The following is a 14,310-nucleotide window of genomic DNA, read 5'->3' on the forward strand; positions in this document are numbered from 1 at the left end:
CCGTGGCTTGGGGTTTCATCGGCTCAAATTGGGTCCCGCGCCCCCACCCCTGCCCTGGCGCGGCAAGAGCTGAGGCACGACTCGTGACGGGACCCCACCCGAAGCGCACGGGACAAGCAGCTCGCCTTCGGCGTCGCCATTGCCTCGGCGTCGCCATCGGTACTGCTCGCCTTCGGCCTCGCCGCTGCACGGCTGTGGCGCCTGAGGTGATCTCTCGACGCGCCGTATAGGTCAGAGAGTGACCGAGTCGCCTGTGGCGGCTGACTGTTTGGCGGCCTCGATCACTTCCAGGCCCGTCACGGCGTCCTGCGGGGACACCGGGGGCGTGCCGGCGGCTACGGAGGCGTAGAAGTTCTGGTAGGCGCCCGGCTCCGTGCGGTGAGGTTTGCCGCCCAGCGTGCCCCAGGCTGATTCGGGCTCTTCGCCCCAACCCGGGCCGGCCGGTGTTTCGCCTGCTTTGAGGCGGTCTTCCTGCGGGTCCATGCCGTATTTGACGTAGGCGGCGTCGTGGCCCAGTACGCGGAAGCGTGGGCCCAGGTCGGCTGCCAGGGCGCTCATCCACAGGTGGGAGCGGACGCCGCCCTCGTGGGTCAGGGAGAGGAAGACGTCGTCGTCGGCTCGGGCGCCTGGGCGGACGGTGGCGATTTCGGCGTGTACGGATGAAGGGCGGCCGAAGAGGGCTACGGATTGGTCCACCAGGTGGGTGCCGAGGTCGAAGAGGATGCTGCCGAGGTCTGCCGGGTCGCCGGATTCCTTCCAGGAGGACTTGATTTCCGGGCGGTAGCGTTCGAAGCGCGACTCGAACTTGTGGACGGTGCCCAGGGCGTTGGTGGACAGAAGCTTTTGGACGGTCAGGAAGTCGCCGTCCCAGCGGCGGTTGTGGAACGGGACGAGCATCAGGCCTCGGGAGTAGGCGATCGAGGCCAGGGCTCGGGCTTCTGCGGCTGAGCCTGCGAAAGGCTTGTCGACCACCACGTTCAGGCCGTGTTCGAGGACTTGGCGGGCGTGGGTGGCGTGGAAGCGGTTCGGGGTGGTGATGACCACCAGGTCGAAGTTGCCGGACCAGACTTCGTCCAGAGAGGACAGAAGGGCGGTGTCCGGGTAACGTGAGCGCACCTCGGCTTGGCGGGCCGGGTTTGCGGTGACGACGGCGGAGAGGGTCAGGCCGTCGGTCGCCGCGATGAACGGGGCGTGGAAAGCCGCCCCACCTAGTCCGTAGCCGACCAGAGCTGTGCGCATGTGGTCAGACTAAGCGTCGCGTGCGGTCAGGTACTCGTTGAGGCGGGCTGAGGCGGTGAGCATGGCCAGGCCTCGGGTGGTCAGGCGGTGGCGCCAGTCGGAGAGGGCGGTGGCCAGAGTGTCGGTGCCGCCTGCGGTGCGGATCTGGGAGACCACCAAAGCTATGCGCGCCAACGGATAGCCGCCGCGACGCAGTAGGTGGGCCAGTTCGGCGTCGCGGACGTCTTCGGCGGTGAACGTGCGGTAGCCGGTCCGTTCGCGGGACGGGACGAGGATTCCTGCCTCCTCCCACGCCCTCAAAGTGGCGGGAGTGACGTCCAGGCGGCGGGCCAGTTCGCCGATCGAGCGTGGTTCCAGGACCGGCTCGAAGTCGGTCAGGTCCTCGACGGCGCGGCTGACCGAGTTCAGGGTTTCGCGGTCGCGGAGGAGTTGTTCGTGGCCGCGGTCGATGGCCAGCAGCACCTCGTCCAGCGAACCCGAGTGGATCGAGTTCATGATCTGGCCGGCGCGCGCGTGGCCGAAAGCGGGGATCAGGGCTAGGAACGCGCGCAGGGCCGAGGCGTGGACCGGGGTGTAGACGCGGTAGCCGGACGGGGTGCGCTCGGCGGGCGGGAGGAAGCCGGACTTCTCGTAGTTGCGGACGGCCTGGGTCGAGAGGCCGTGTTCGCGGGCTAGATCGGAGGGGCGCACGGTTGAGACTTTAGACGCACGGAAAAGCAAGGACTGCGTAAAAGTCTCAACGGAGCTTTCAATGTTACGGTTGAACCACATGAGCCAGGACATTCGCGAGTTCATCAGCCCCTTCACCGAGCTCTTGGCGTTCGGCGAGCCGACGCACCTCGAGCACGCCCACACGTGGATCCGCAACGAGCTGTTCGAGCAGCTGGCCGGGCTGGGCTACCGGTCGATCGCGCTGGAGAGCTGCCGCGTCCGCGGAATGCTCGTCAACGACTACGTGCACGGCGGGCCGGGTGATCTCGACACGGTCATGAAGGAAGGGTTCTCGCACGGCTTCGGCGAGAACTGGCCCGCCAACCGCGAGCTGGTCGCGTGGATGCGCGAGTACAACGCGGGCAAGGGGGAAGCCGAGCGACTCTCGTTCTACGGCTTCGACTTCCAGACCGAGACGACCAGCGCGCCCAGCCCGCGGCCCTACCTCGAGCACGCCCGCGACTACCTGGGCGTCGAGGTCGATCTCAGCACGGACGACGAGAAGTGGAGCCGGGACGAGGCCGTTCTCGACCTCACCCAGTCGCCCGGCAAGTCCGAAGAGGCCATCAGGCTGCGCGAGATCGGCACCGAGCTCCTCAGGCAGCTGCATCGGCGCAGGACCGTCGACGACGCCTGGAGTCGCGCGGAAACGCAGCTGACGGCTGGGCTGAGCCTCCTTCAGTACCACCGGGAGTGTGCGGAGCCGAACCCGTTGGGCGTGCGGCTGAACCGGCTGTGTCAGATGCGCGACGGTGTGATGGCGCGGAACCTGCTGGAGATCAGGAGGGCCGAGGCGGGCAGGGGGCGGACGTTCGTGCACGCCCACAACGCCCACCTGCAGCGCACCAACAGCAGCATGGAGATGGCGGGCGAGCGGATCGAGTGGTTCTCGGCCGGCGCGCTCGTGGCGCCCGTGCTGGGTGACCAGTACACGGTCATCGCGGGCACCCTCGGGCGCAACGACAGCTTCGGGCTGGGCGAACCGGACAAAGCAACCCTCGAAGGCCAGCTGCAGAGCCGTTTCACCACCTGGGGCATGACGAAGGACAAGCCGCAGGGGCCGGCCAGGCAGGACGCGATGTGGCACTACTTCCCGCTCGACCAGCACCTGCTGGCCGGCGTGGACGCCCTGCTGCACGTCAGGGTTGGTCGTCCAGTGACGCGGTGATCCACGACGCGACGGGCAGGTCGCGCGTCTCGCACTCGATCGCCAGCTTCAGGGTCCACCGCAGGGCTTGCAGGACCACGGTCGCGAGCTCCTGCGGCTGGCCGTTGGCGAGGGCGATCTCGATCTGCTCGGACGCGGCGTCCTGGTCGCCGTGCACCTCGGCCAGAAGTGCGCGGATCGCGGTGCGCACGGGCGGGTCCGCGTCGTCGATCTGGACCTCGCGGCCGTCCTCGTCGAAGACCTGCATCTTCACCGGCGTGGCACCGCCGGAGCCGAGCGCGCTGACCATGCTGCTGCACTCGGCGAACAGCAGCAGCACCAGCTCGCGGATCTCCTCGTTGCCCTCGGGCGACCCGCTGAGGTAGCCGGTCACGAGGTCCACCGCCACAGCGTCCTCACCGGCCCTGGCGGCAGCCAGCGCCTCACCGGCCACGGCGGTCAGCCGTGACCAGCGATCTGGATCCTGTGGTGGTCTCACAGGTACTGCCTACCGCGCGGTGTGACGCGTTCGCAATGCCCCATCTTGATCAGAGTGCTACCGGGGTATGTCACTCCGCAGGTCAATGTGGGAATCAGCGGATCCACCTAGCATCGGGTGGTGTTTCGCACGCTGTACCGAACGATCCTCGGACCCGATCGCACCCGAGTGCTTGCCAAGGTGCTCGGGCGTCTGCGCGTTCCCGTGCACGCCGCCCTGATCATCTACGCGTTCGTCTGGGCGGTCGTCGGCAGCGTCGCCTACGTGCGTCAGGCGGATTCCGACGGCTGGTGGGTCGCCATCTTCGTCCTCACGTTCGCGCCGTACGTGCTGCTGATCTGGTCTCCGCTCTACGCCTGGCGGCTGGCGGCGGCCGGGTACTACTTCGTCGGCCTGCTGATGGGCGGGGACGGAGCCGCGCCCTTCCAGTACTGGACCGGGGTGCCGCTGCTCGTCGCCGTGGCGGCGTTCTACTCGGGACCGATCGTCGCCACCGCCACGTTGATCAGCACGGTGCTGGTTCCGTTCGTCGAACGGTACGACGGGTCGTGGGCCTTCGCCGTGCCCGCGATCACGGCGGTCGTCTACCTGTTCGGCGCGCGTGGACGTGCGGAACGAGAGCTCGAGGAGGAACGCAACTCCAAGGCCGCTCTTGAGGAACGTGCCCGCATCGCGCGTGAGATGCACGACGTGGTGGCGCACCACATGTCGATGGTCGTCGTCAGGTGCGAGACCGCGCCCTACCGCCTGCCCGGCCTCACCGAGGAAGCGCAGAAGGAGTTCGCGGAAGTCGGCGAAGCGGCACGGGAAGCCATCACCGACATGCAACGCCTGCTCGGTGTGCTCAGGACGAACGGTGCGGAGCCCGAACGCGAGCCGCAGCCCGGGATCAGCCGCATCCCCGAGCTGACGAGGCCCGGAGACGAGGCTGAGGTCGACGTGGACGACGTCCCGGAGGCGGTCGGCCTGACCGCGTACCGGATCGTGCAGGAGGCGCTCACGAACGCCACCAGGCACGCGCCCGGCTCGAAGGCGTCCGTCCACGTGCACAAGAACGAGGGTCAGCTCGACGTGATCGTGATCAACACCGCCGGTGGGCCGTCCATGGGCGGTGGCAGCGGGCAGGGGCTCGTAGGCATGCGTGAACGCGTGTCGGTCCACGGTGGCACGCTCACCGTGAAGTCGACCGAAGACGGCGGGTTCATGGTCAGGGCGCGGATTCCGTTGGGGGACAAGTGATCAGGGTGGTCGTGGTGGACGACCAGGAGATGGTGCGCGAGGGGTTCTCCGCGTTGCTGGGCGCCCAGGAGGACATCGAGGTCGTCGGGGCGGCGGGCAACGGCGTGGAGGGTGTCGCACTCGCGCGCAACGTCAAACCGGACGTCGTGCTGATGGACGTCCGCATGCCCGAAATGGACGGCCTCACCGCGACTCGTCTGCTGCTCGACGGATCTCTGCAGACCAAGGTCCTCGTGCTGACCACCTTCGACCTCGACGACTACGTCTACGAGGCGTTGCAGGCCGGTGCGAGCGGGTTCCTGCTCAAGCACGCGCCCGCCCGCGAGTTGCTGAACGCCGTTCGCGTTGTGGCGGCGGGAGACGCGCTGCTGGCGCCGTCGATCACGAAGCGCCTCATCGAGGACTTCGTGAAGTCCCGTCGCACCGAACGCGTCCGGCCCGCGCAGCTCAAGGCGTTGACCGAACGCGAGACCGAGATCCTCGTGCTGGTCGCGCAGGGTCTGTCGAACTCCGAGATCGCCGCGCACCTGGTGCTCGCCGAGCAGACGGTCAAGACGCACGTGAGCCGCGTGCTCACCAAACTCGGCCTGCGCGACCGCGCCCAGGCGGTCATCGCGGCGTATGAGAGCGGGCTCGTAGTACCGGGGTAGCAGCGGGAAAACAGCACGTCAGAGGGACGATTGCGAGGACGTGGTCTTCCTAGTTTCGGTTCATGCGCCGAGCCGTCCTGTTCCTCCTGCTGATCGCCGTTCCGTCCGTCGCGCCGTCGATCGCCGAGTGGCGTGCCGACGTCGCCCGCCGGGTCGCGATCGTCGGTGATCTCGCCACCGCGCGTGACGTCGTGGTCGTCGTGCCGGGTTCCGACGTGGACGTCGACCGGTTCGACCGGACCGTCGGGAAGATGGCCACCAACCTGTACGAGCAGGCTCACCGCGACGACCTCGCGGTGATCGCGTGGCTCGGATACCGGACGCCGCAAGGGCTCGGGGTGGACGCGGCCACCGGTGGGCTGGCACGTCAGGGCGCCGGCGCGCTCGTGGAGTTCGTGAACGCCTTGCACACCAACGCTCGCGTCCACGTGTTCGGGCACAGCTACGGCTCGGTGGTGGTGGCGTTGGCCGCGCACGAGCTGGAGGTCGACGACATCGTGTTCACCGGAAGTCCCGGTGTGCGGGCGAAATCGGTGTCGGACCTGGGAACCGCGGCTCACGTCTGGGCCATCCGCTCGAGCGGGGACTGGATGCGGTTCGTGCCTAACGTCCGGCTGTTCGACCTGGGGCACGGCACCGATCCGACGAGTGACGACTTCGGCGCAACGGTGCTGCGGTTCGAAGGTGGGAAGCACGACACGTACTACGAACCGGGCAGCGAGACGCTGGCCGCGCTCGTGCAGATCGCTTCAGGGGAGAAGCTGTGAGGAATCCGTTCGTCGACGCCGTGCGAGCGATCGCCGTGGTGACCGTCGTGCTCGGGCACTGGCTCGTGACCGCGCTGGTCGACACGCCCACCGGCATGTACATCGACAGCCCGCTCAAGCACCTGACCCAGCTCACGCCGCTGAGCTGGGTGCTGCAGACACTCGGACTGTTCTTCTTCGTCGGCGGCTTTGCGGCGGCCCACTCGAAGACCCCGTTCCTCACCCGGCTGAAGCAGCTCGCGGTGCCCACGCTGCTGATGCTGGGCGCGTGGGCGGCCGTCCTCTTCGGACTGTCGATGCGCGGCGTGGACCAGGGCACTGCCTACAACATCGGCTTCCTGGTCACGACGCCGCTGTGGTTCCTGGGCGTCTACCTGGTGTTGCTGGCGATGAAACCGTTGGTGCGCAAGCTGGACGAGTACTCGTGGGGTGTGCTCGTCCCGGTCTTGCTGGTCCTGGTCCTGCCGTACGCGGTGTGGTGGGCGGCCTGGCAGCTCGGTTACTCGTTGGCGCGCAAGAAGATCCCAGGCCCGCCACTGCTCGTGCTGGGCGTCATCGGGTACGCGATGCTGACGCATTTCGGCGGCTACCCGACGGCAGCGGTGGGCATCCCTGGCGCGGCGGTCTCGAACCTGAACCCGCCGAACTACGCCACGCTCGCCCTCGCGTTCGCCCAGATCGGTCTGGTGCTCACGATCGCACCGGCGCTCACCAGGCTCGGCACGAAGAAACCCGTGCAGTGGCTGAACAAACGCGCGCTGGGAATCTTCCTCGCCCACCAGAGCGCGCTGATCACCGTGGTGCTGGCGCTGCCGTGGCTCCGGCTGCCACCAGATCATCCGGGATGGGTGTGGCAACGACTGCTGTGGCTGCCGGTGTGCGCGGCAGTGACCTGGGGATGGCTGCTAGCACTGCGAGCCCGAGCGCCGCGGCGTGCAGCACCACCACGGGAGGAGTCGGTTCCAGTGCCAGCATCGGCGGAACGCACGCCAGCGCCATGAGCAGCCACGGCAACCGGGTGTCGCAGCTGCCGGTGCGCGCGGTGTGGATCAGGTACCAGCCCAGCAGCAGGTGGATGAGGTTCTGCAGCGGGTCGACCGGCAGCAGTACGAGCGTCCCGTCGCCGAGGAACCCGCTCACCACGAACCCGAGCACGCCGAGCGTCCCGAACACCACGCCCATCGCGGTCGCGAGCCTGGTCCGGTGCGACTCGTGCGCGAGTTTCGAAAACCCGATCATGCGAGCCTCGAACCGGTGGAACACCAGGACGAGCGGCACGAGCAGGAACACCAGCCAGATCGGTGCCTGCGAGACGCCGAGCAACCCGACCACGGCCCCGACACCGGCCAGGTAAGCCAGGTAGACCGTCATCGGGGCCCGGCGCGCGAAGTTCACGACGTGCCACGAACGGCCCTCGAGCCATGCGCTGACCCGGCCGCGAGCGAGCAGCGCCACGCACACCTGCGCCACCCCGAGCACCATCATCGAACGCGGGTAGTCGCTGAAGAACACCAGCGCCGGCAACGTGACCGCGCCCACCGCCGCCAGCGTCCGGCGGGAGATCTTCTGCAACGTCCCGTCGGCGTAGAAGAACCCGATCTGCTGCATCAGCAACGCGCCGACGATCAGGTTCACGTACCCGCCGGTCTTCCAGTCGGTGGACGTGCGCGCGATCTCGACGCCCAGCGTCACCAGCATCAGCACGAACGGCGCGGTGCGGCGGAAGCGCTGGTGCAGCCACGCGGCGGCGGGCGTCGCGGCCACCGCGAGCAGGTAGACCCCGAGGAACCACAACGGATGCGTGATCAGGCGGCTGTACGCGTCGACCCGCACGTCGAGCAGGTTCAACGCCGCGAACAACACCACCCACAGCAACACGAACGCGAGCACCGGCCGCAGCAGCCACGACGTTCGCGACGACACCCAGCAGCCGAAGCCGCCCTCGTGCGCCTGCCACGACCGCAGGTTCGCGTGCCCGCCCGCGAAGAAGAACAACGGCACCGCCTGCAACGCCCACAGCCACGGCGTGCCGGCACCGCGCAGGTGGGCGAGCGTCGCCACGGTCTCGCCGAGAACGAGGAGGACGAGGCTGAACAGCCGCAGGAAGGTGGCGTACCGGTCCTGCCTGGCGTGCGCCCGCTCGAGCGGCAGTGAGTTCGCTGTGGCGGCGTGCGGGCCCGCGGGCAGCTCCTCGCGGCGACGACCGTGCAGGCGCGCCAGCAGGAGGAACACGACGATCGCACTGCCGAACGCCCACGCCACCACGGGCTCGTGCCCCGGCGGTCCCCAGCGCTGGCGCCACGAGTTGAACTTCAGTCCCAGCGCGTAGGTCTCGGCGACCGCGTGACAGCTCGACTCCGAGCCGCGCGGGTTCATCCGGCACTGGGTGTGCAGGTCGGTCGTGAGCCGGTCGTCCAGCGCCTTGCGCGCGTCCTGCCCGAGTGGATGCCCCTTCGCCTCGGCGTAGCGCAACAGGTCGTAACCGAGGTCGTGCGCGCGGCACCCGGTGCTGAAGTCCCACTCGGTGTCGCCGGCGGGCCCGGAACAGCCACCGGAGGCGTCGACCAGCCGCAACGTCCCGTCCGGCGCCGTCACCGTCTTGGGATCGCGGCCCATCTGCCGGTCGAAGTCCGACGGCAGGTTGACCTGCGGATCGTGGGTCGCGGACGGCGCGACGAACGCGTTGACGGCGTTGATCGCGGCCACCACGTCACCGCTGGGCGGCATCCCGTCGTCGCCGGTCGCGGGGCGCGAGGCGATGACCCCGCACACGAACACCGCGAGCGTGATGACCGTGAACCGGAACCAGGCCGGGAGTCGGAAGAGGAGTTTGCGCGCGCCCATTGTCGGGCAAGGTTACGGAACGGTCTCGTGTGATCGCCAATTCACGAGGTCACGACGACCGGAGTGAGTGACGCGAGTGCCATGCGCGACAACAGCGCGGCCATCTGGTCACGGTCGAGGTGCGCGCTGTGAGGCGTTGAGTTGATCAACCCGAACACCGCGTGCGCTGCCGCCCGCGCGGTCGGTTCGTCGAAGTCGGGCACGGTGCGCCTGATCGTCTCGACCCACACCTCGACGTAACGTCGCTGCAACGCCCGCACGCGCCGGCGGTCCGGGTCGGTGAGGTTCGCGAGGTTCCGCATCTGCACCGTGATGAGCGCCGGGTCGTCCAGCGCGAAGTCGACGTGCCAGCCGACCAGCGCCCGCAACGCTTCCTCGCCGGTCGACGCCGCGTCCACACGGGCCTGGCCGCCGTCGAGCAGCCGTTCGGAGATCGACGTCAGCATCTCGCCGAGCATCGCGTCCTTGCTGCGGAAGTGGCGGTAGAGCGCGGGACCGGAGATGCCGACGGCGGCGCCGATGTCGTCGATGCCCACGCCGTGGAAGCCGTGCCGCGCGAAGAGCTCGGCCGCGGCGGTGAGGATCTGGTCCCGACGTGAGGGTTTCTCGGCCACCAGGGGAGGTTAGCAGCCGTTTACCTAGTCGTCCGATGGGTGGAATCTCCGCAGGTACAAGCCCCAAATGTTGACTCTTCACGAATACTTCACACAGGTCTTACTCGTGGGTAACCATTGGCCTGCAATGCATCACACCCTGCGGCCCCTTCGGGAGTCTTCGATGCGTCCTGCTCACTTCCTCGCCGCGGTGGTCACCGCCGCCGCGGCCGTCATCGCACTGGCCAACCCCGCCAGTGCGGCCGCCGTCAACTACGTCGCGCTGGGCGACTCGTACGCATCGGGCCTGGGTACGGGCTCGTACGACGGTTCCAGTGGCAGCTGCAAGCGCGGCCCGCTCGCCTATCCGGCGCTGTGGGCGGCCTCGCACGCACCGGCGTCCTTCAAGTCCGTGGCCTGTTCCGGTGCACGAACATCCGACGTCCTGAACAGCCAGGTCTCGTCGCTCGCGGCCTCGACCACGCTGGTGACCCTGCAGGTCGGCGGCAACGACGCCGGCTTCACCGACGTGGTCACGACTTGTACTTTTGGTTCAGACCAAGACTGCGTCAACCGGGTGAATCAGTCGAAGGCCTTCATCGCGAACACGCTTCCCGGACTCCTCGACAACGTCTACGGCACGGTCAGGTCGAAGTCGCCGTCCGCCAAGGTCGTGGTCCTCGGCTACCCGCGTCTCTACAAGGTGCCGGGGTCGTGCAACGTCGGGCTGAGCGACACCAAGAGGTCCGCGATCAACTCCGGCGCTGACGCACTGCACGCGGGCATCAGCGCGCGGGCGGCGGCGGCCGGGTTCAGCTACGCCGACGTGCGCGGGGCGTTCACCGGGCACGAGATCTGCTCGTCGAGCTGGTGGCTGAACAGCCTCAGCTGGCCTGTCGAGGAGTCGTACCACCCGAACCAGAACGGGCACCGCAGCGGTTATCTGCCTGCGCTCCAGTCGGTCATCGGCTAGGTTATTCCGGAACGTGGGAGTGCCTGATTTGCCACTTGACCTGCGGTGTGGCGGCTCTCAAGGCGTTCCGGTGGACCGGTAGGTTAGCGGGCGCTAACATGAGGAAGTTAACGCCCGCTAACCTGAGGTCTGGGGAGCATGGACGCACCCGCCCTGCGCAGCGCCGCCGAGCCGTCGGACCGCTACGCCAAGGAGCACGCCGCACTCGTCGACGAGCTGCGCGGCAAGCTCGCCACCGCCGCACTGGGCGGTCCCGAGAAGACCCGTCAGCGGCACGTCGACCGCGGCAAGCTGCTGCCCCGCGACCGCGTCGACACGCTGGTCGACCCCGGTTCGCCGTTCCTGGAGCTGTCGCCGCTGGCCGCCAACGGCATGTACGGCGACGAGGCGCCGGCCGCGGGCATCATCACCGGCGTCGGACGGGTCTCCGGCCGTGAGTGCGTGATCGTCGCGAACGACGCCACGGTCAAGGGCGGCACCTACTACCCGATCACGGTCAAGAAGCACCTGCGCGCGCAGGAAGTGGCGCTGCAGAACAACTTGCCGTGCGTCTACCTGGTCGACTCCGGCGGTGCGTTCCTGCCCAAGCAGGACGACGTGTTCCCGGACCGCGAGCACTTCGGCCGGATCTTCTACAACCAGGCCACGATGTCAGCTCGAGGCATCCCGCAGATCGCCGCCGTGCTCGGGTCGTGCACCGCGGGTGGCGCGTACGTGCCCGCGATGAGTGACGAGGCGATCATCGTGCGGAACCAAGGGACGATCTTCCTCGGCGGCCCGCCGCTGGTGAAGGCCGCGACCGGCGAGGTTGTCAGCGCTGAGGATCTTGGTGGCGGAGACCTGCACTCGCGCACGTCCGGTGTCACCGACCACCTCGCCGAGAACGACGCGCACGCGTTGAGGATGGTCCGCTCGATCATCTCGACGCTCGGACCGCGCGTGCAGCGCCCGTGGGACGTCGCGCCGGTCGAGGCTCCGGCGGTCACGGACGATCTTTTCGGTGTGGTGCCGACGGATTCCCGGACGCCCTACGACGTGCGCGAGGTCATCGCGCGGGTCGTGGACGGCTCGAAGTTCCAGGAGTTCAAGAAGGAGTACGGCACGACCCTGGTGACGGGGTTCGCGCGCATCCACGGGCATCCGGTCGGGATCGTCGCCAACAACGGCATCCTGTTCGGCGAGTCGGCGGTGAAGGGCGCGCACTTCATCCAGCTGTGCGACAAGAGGTCCATCCCGCTGGTGTTCCTGCAGAACATCACCGGGTTCATGGTCGGCCGCGAGTACGAGGCGGGCGGCATCGCCAAGCACGGCGCCAAGATGGTCACCGCGGTGGCCTGCGCGCGCGTCCCGAAGTTCACCGTGATCATCGGTGGCAGCTTCGGCGCCGGCAACTACTCGATGTGCGGACGGGCGTACTCGCCGCGCTTCCTGTGGATGTGGCCGAACGCGCGCATCTCCGTGATGGGTGGTGAGCAGGCGGCGTCGGTTCTCGCGACCGTGCGGCGCGACCAGCTCGGCGACGAGTGGTCGGCGGAGGACGAGGAGGCGTTCAAGGCGCCGATCCGTCAGCAGTACGAGGACCAGGGCAACCCGTACTACTCGACGGCGCGGCTCTGGGACGACGGCGTGATCGACCCGCGCGACACCCGCATGGTGCTCGGGCTGGCGTTGTCCGCCGCGGCGAACGCCCCCATCGACGATGTTTCCTACGGCGTCTTCCGGATGTGATCATGTTCGACAGCGTTCTGGTGGCGAACCGCGGGGAGATCGCGGTTCGGGTGATCCGCGCACTGCGGTCGCTCGGGATCCGTTCCGTCGCCGTGTACTCCGACGCGGACGCCGATGCGTTGCACGTCCGGCTGGCCGACGAGGCCGTGCGGATCGGGCCCGCGGCGGCTCGTGACTCGTACCTGTCCATCGAGAAGATCGTTGCGGCCGCCGTGTCCACGGGTGCGCAGGCGATTCACCCCGGCTACGGCTTCCTGGCCGAGAACACCGCGTTCGCGAAGGCTTGTGACGCTGCCGGCGTGGTGTTCGTCGGCCCGCCCGCGTCGGCGATCGACGCGATGGGCGACAAGATCCGCGCGAAGCTGACGGTGTCGGCCGCGGGTGTTCCCGTCGTGCCGGGCCGGACTCGTGCGGGCATGTCCGACGACGAGCTCGTCGAGGCCGCCGCCGAGATCGGGTTTCCCGTGCTGCTCAAGCCTTCCGCCGGTGGCGGTGGCAAGGGCATGCGACTGGTGCACGAAGAGTCCTCGTTGCGTGAGGCCATCGAGTCGGCACGGCGTGAGGCGCGCGGGTCGTTCGGTGACGACACGCTGCTGATCGAGCGGTTCATCACGAACCCGCGGCACATCGAGATCCAGGTGCTGGCGGACTCGCACGGCAACGTGATCCACCTCGGTGAGCGCGAGTGCAGTCTGCAGCGACGGCACCAGAAGATCATCGAGGAGGCGCCGTCGCCGTTCCTGACGCCTGAGGTCCGCGAGGCGATGGGCTCCGCGGCGGTCGACGCGGCCAAGTCCTGCGGCTACGTCGGCGCGGGCACCGTCGAGTTCATCGTGGACGGTTCGACCGGCGATTACTTCTTCATGGAGATGAACACCCGGCTGCAGGTCGAGCACCCGGTGACCGAGATGGTCACGGGCGTCGACCTGGTCGAGTGGCAGCTCCGCGTCGCCGCCGGCCAGGTGCTCGAGCTTTCGTACGAGCTGACCGGGCACTCGGTCGAGGCACGCGTCTACGCCGAGGACCCGGCGCGCGGCTTCCTGCCGACCGGTGGACGGGTGCTGGCACTGCGCGAGCCCACGTCGGTCCGCGTTGATTCGGGGCTGTACGAGGGACTCGTCGTCGGTTCTGACTACGACCCGATGCTCGCCAAGGTGATCGCGCACGGCCGCACCCGCGAGGAAGCGTTGCGGCGCCTGGACCACGCGCTGGGCGAGATGGTGCTGCTCGGTGTCACGACGAACATCCCGTTCCTGCGGGCTTTGCTGCGTGACGAGGACGTTCGCTCCGGCGCGCTCGACACCGGTCTCGTGGAGCGGAAGCTCGACTCGTTGACCTCGGCCGAGATTCCCGACGAGGTGTACGTGGCGGCGGGTCTGGAGCGGTCGATCGAACCGCGCGGCGACGACCCGTGGGACGAGCTCTCCGGGTGGCGCCTCGGCGAGCACGCGTGGACGACGTGGCGGATCAACGACGTCGACGTGCGGGTTCGCGGTGACGAAGTCGTTGTGGGCGCTGGAGAACCGGTCAAGGCCCGTGCGCGGAGGGAAGGCGCGGACCTGCTCGTCGGGTCGCGCCGGTACGCCATCGCGCGGGACGGCGACGTGCTGTGGCTCGGTCACGACGGCGCCTCCTGGGCGTTGACCGAGGCCGAGTTCCTGGTCGGTGCCTCCGGTGGTGCCGCTGCCTCCGGTGGTCCGGTGAAGTCGCCGATGCCCGGCACCGTGCTGGTGGTCCGCGCCCAGCAGGGCGACGAGGTGACCGCCGGTCAAGCGTTGTTCGTGGTCGAGGCCATGAAGATGGAGCACACCGTGACCGCACCGGTCGACGGCGTGCTCGCCGAAGTGAACGTGCAAGCAGGCCAGCAGGTCAAACTCGACCAGGTGCTGGCCCTCGTCGTCTCTCACGAGGAGTGACACC

12 protein-coding genes and 1 pseudogene are annotated in these 14,310 nt (G+C 68.4%); 8 read left to right on the forward strand and 5 right to left on the reverse strand.

The features are described from left to right. Positions 1-231: 231 nt before the first annotated feature. Positions 232-1,239 carry a Gfo/Idh/MocA family oxidoreductase gene (locus ABZ345_RS24890; protein WP_359853166.1) on the reverse strand — a complete coding sequence of 336 codons (1,008 nt, stop codon included), beginning with the start codon at positions 1,237-1,239 and terminating at the stop codon, positions 232-234. 9 nt (positions 1,240-1,248) lie between these two features. Next, complete coding sequence (locus tag ABZ345_RS24895; RefSeq protein WP_359853169.1) at positions 1,249-1,929, reverse strand: TioE family transcriptional regulator; 681 nt, start codon at positions 1,927-1,929, stop codon at positions 1,249-1,251. A 79-nt stretch (positions 1,930-2,008) separates the two neighbouring features. On the opposite strand from ABZ345_RS24895, the gene ABZ345_RS24900 reads away from it, so the two are divergent. Continuing rightward, positions 2,009-3,118: an erythromycin esterase family protein gene (locus tag ABZ345_RS24900; protein WP_359853172.1), complete on the forward strand. Its 1,110-nt coding sequence runs from the start codon at positions 2,009-2,011 to the stop codon at positions 3,116-3,118. Here the strand turns inward: ABZ345_RS24900 and ABZ345_RS24905 are convergent. Next, positions 3,090-3,596, reverse strand: coding sequence for a hypothetical protein (locus tag ABZ345_RS24905; protein WP_359853174.1), 507 nt, complete (start codon positions 3,594-3,596; stop codon positions 3,090-3,092). The two genes, ABZ345_RS24900 and ABZ345_RS24905, sit on opposite strands and share 29 nt — an antisense overlap. A 120-nt stretch (positions 3,597-3,716) precedes the next feature. Here ABZ345_RS24905 and ABZ345_RS24910 point away from each other — a divergent pair, with 120 nt between their 5' ends. The 4 genes from ABZ345_RS24910 to ABZ345_RS24925 all read left to right on the forward strand — a co-directional run bounded on the left by ABZ345_RS24910 (position 3,717) and on the right by ABZ345_RS24925 (position 7,253). Next, positions 3,717-4,835, forward strand: coding sequence for a histidine kinase (locus ABZ345_RS24910; protein WP_359853177.1), 1,119 nt, complete (start codon positions 3,717-3,719; stop codon positions 4,833-4,835). Next, positions 4,832-5,485: a response regulator transcription factor gene (locus tag ABZ345_RS24915; protein ID WP_359853179.1), complete on the forward strand. Its 654-nt coding sequence runs from the start codon at positions 4,832-4,834 to the stop codon at positions 5,483-5,485. Before ABZ345_RS24910 ends, ABZ345_RS24915 begins: the two co-directional genes overlap by 4 nt. Positions 5,486-5,547: 62 nt before the next feature. Beyond that, positions 5,548-6,252 (forward strand): alpha/beta hydrolase, encoded by a 705-nt coding sequence (locus ABZ345_RS24920; RefSeq protein ID WP_359853181.1) that lies wholly within the window; start codon positions 5,548-5,550, stop codon positions 6,250-6,252. After that, on the forward strand, positions 6,249-7,253 hold the full coding sequence (locus ABZ345_RS24925; protein WP_359853184.1) for an acyltransferase: 1,005 nt from the start codon (positions 6,249-6,251) through the stop codon (positions 7,251-7,253). Before ABZ345_RS24920 ends, ABZ345_RS24925 begins: the two co-directional genes overlap by 4 nt. Before the next feature lie 1,333 nt (positions 7,254-8,586). On the opposite strand, the pseudogene ABZ345_RS24930 reads toward ABZ345_RS24925, so the two are convergent. Both ABZ345_RS24930 and ABZ345_RS24935 read right to left on the reverse strand, forming a co-directional pair. After that, positions 8,587-9,096, reverse strand: a pseudogene (locus ABZ345_RS24930) (phospholipase A2); the annotation flags it as partial. A 41-nt stretch (positions 9,097-9,137) separates the two neighbouring features. Beyond that, positions 9,138-9,710: a TetR/AcrR family transcriptional regulator gene (locus tag ABZ345_RS24935; protein WP_359853187.1), complete on the reverse strand. Its 573-nt coding sequence runs from the start codon at positions 9,708-9,710 to the stop codon at positions 9,138-9,140. A 163-nt stretch (positions 9,711-9,873) separates the two neighbouring features. On the opposite strand from ABZ345_RS24935, the gene ABZ345_RS24940 reads away from it, so the two are divergent. The 3 genes from ABZ345_RS24940 to ABZ345_RS24950 all read left to right on the forward strand — a co-directional run bounded on the left by ABZ345_RS24940 (position 9,874) and on the right by ABZ345_RS24950 (position 14,306). Beyond that, on the forward strand, positions 9,874-10,662 hold the full coding sequence (locus tag ABZ345_RS24940) for an SGNH/GDSL hydrolase family protein (RefSeq protein WP_359853190.1): 789 nt from the start codon (positions 9,874-9,876) through the stop codon (positions 10,660-10,662). 138 nt (positions 10,663-10,800) lie between these two features. Next, positions 10,801-12,390, forward strand: a complete 1,590-nt coding sequence (locus ABZ345_RS24945) for a carboxyl transferase domain-containing protein (protein ID WP_359853192.1) — start codon at positions 10,801-10,803, stop codon at positions 12,388-12,390. A 2-nt stretch (positions 12,391-12,392) separates the two neighbouring features. Then, complete coding sequence (locus tag ABZ345_RS24950; protein ID WP_359853194.1) at positions 12,393-14,306, forward strand: acetyl/propionyl/methylcrotonyl-CoA carboxylase subunit alpha; 1,914 nt, start codon at positions 12,393-12,395, stop codon at positions 14,304-14,306. The last annotated feature ends 4 nt before the right edge of the window (positions 14,307-14,310 follow it).

This window comes from Lentzea sp. NPDC005914, assembly GCF_040629405.1.
In the GTDB taxonomy this organism is placed as follows: domain Bacteria; phylum Actinomycetota; class Actinomycetes; order Mycobacteriales; family Pseudonocardiaceae; genus Lentzea.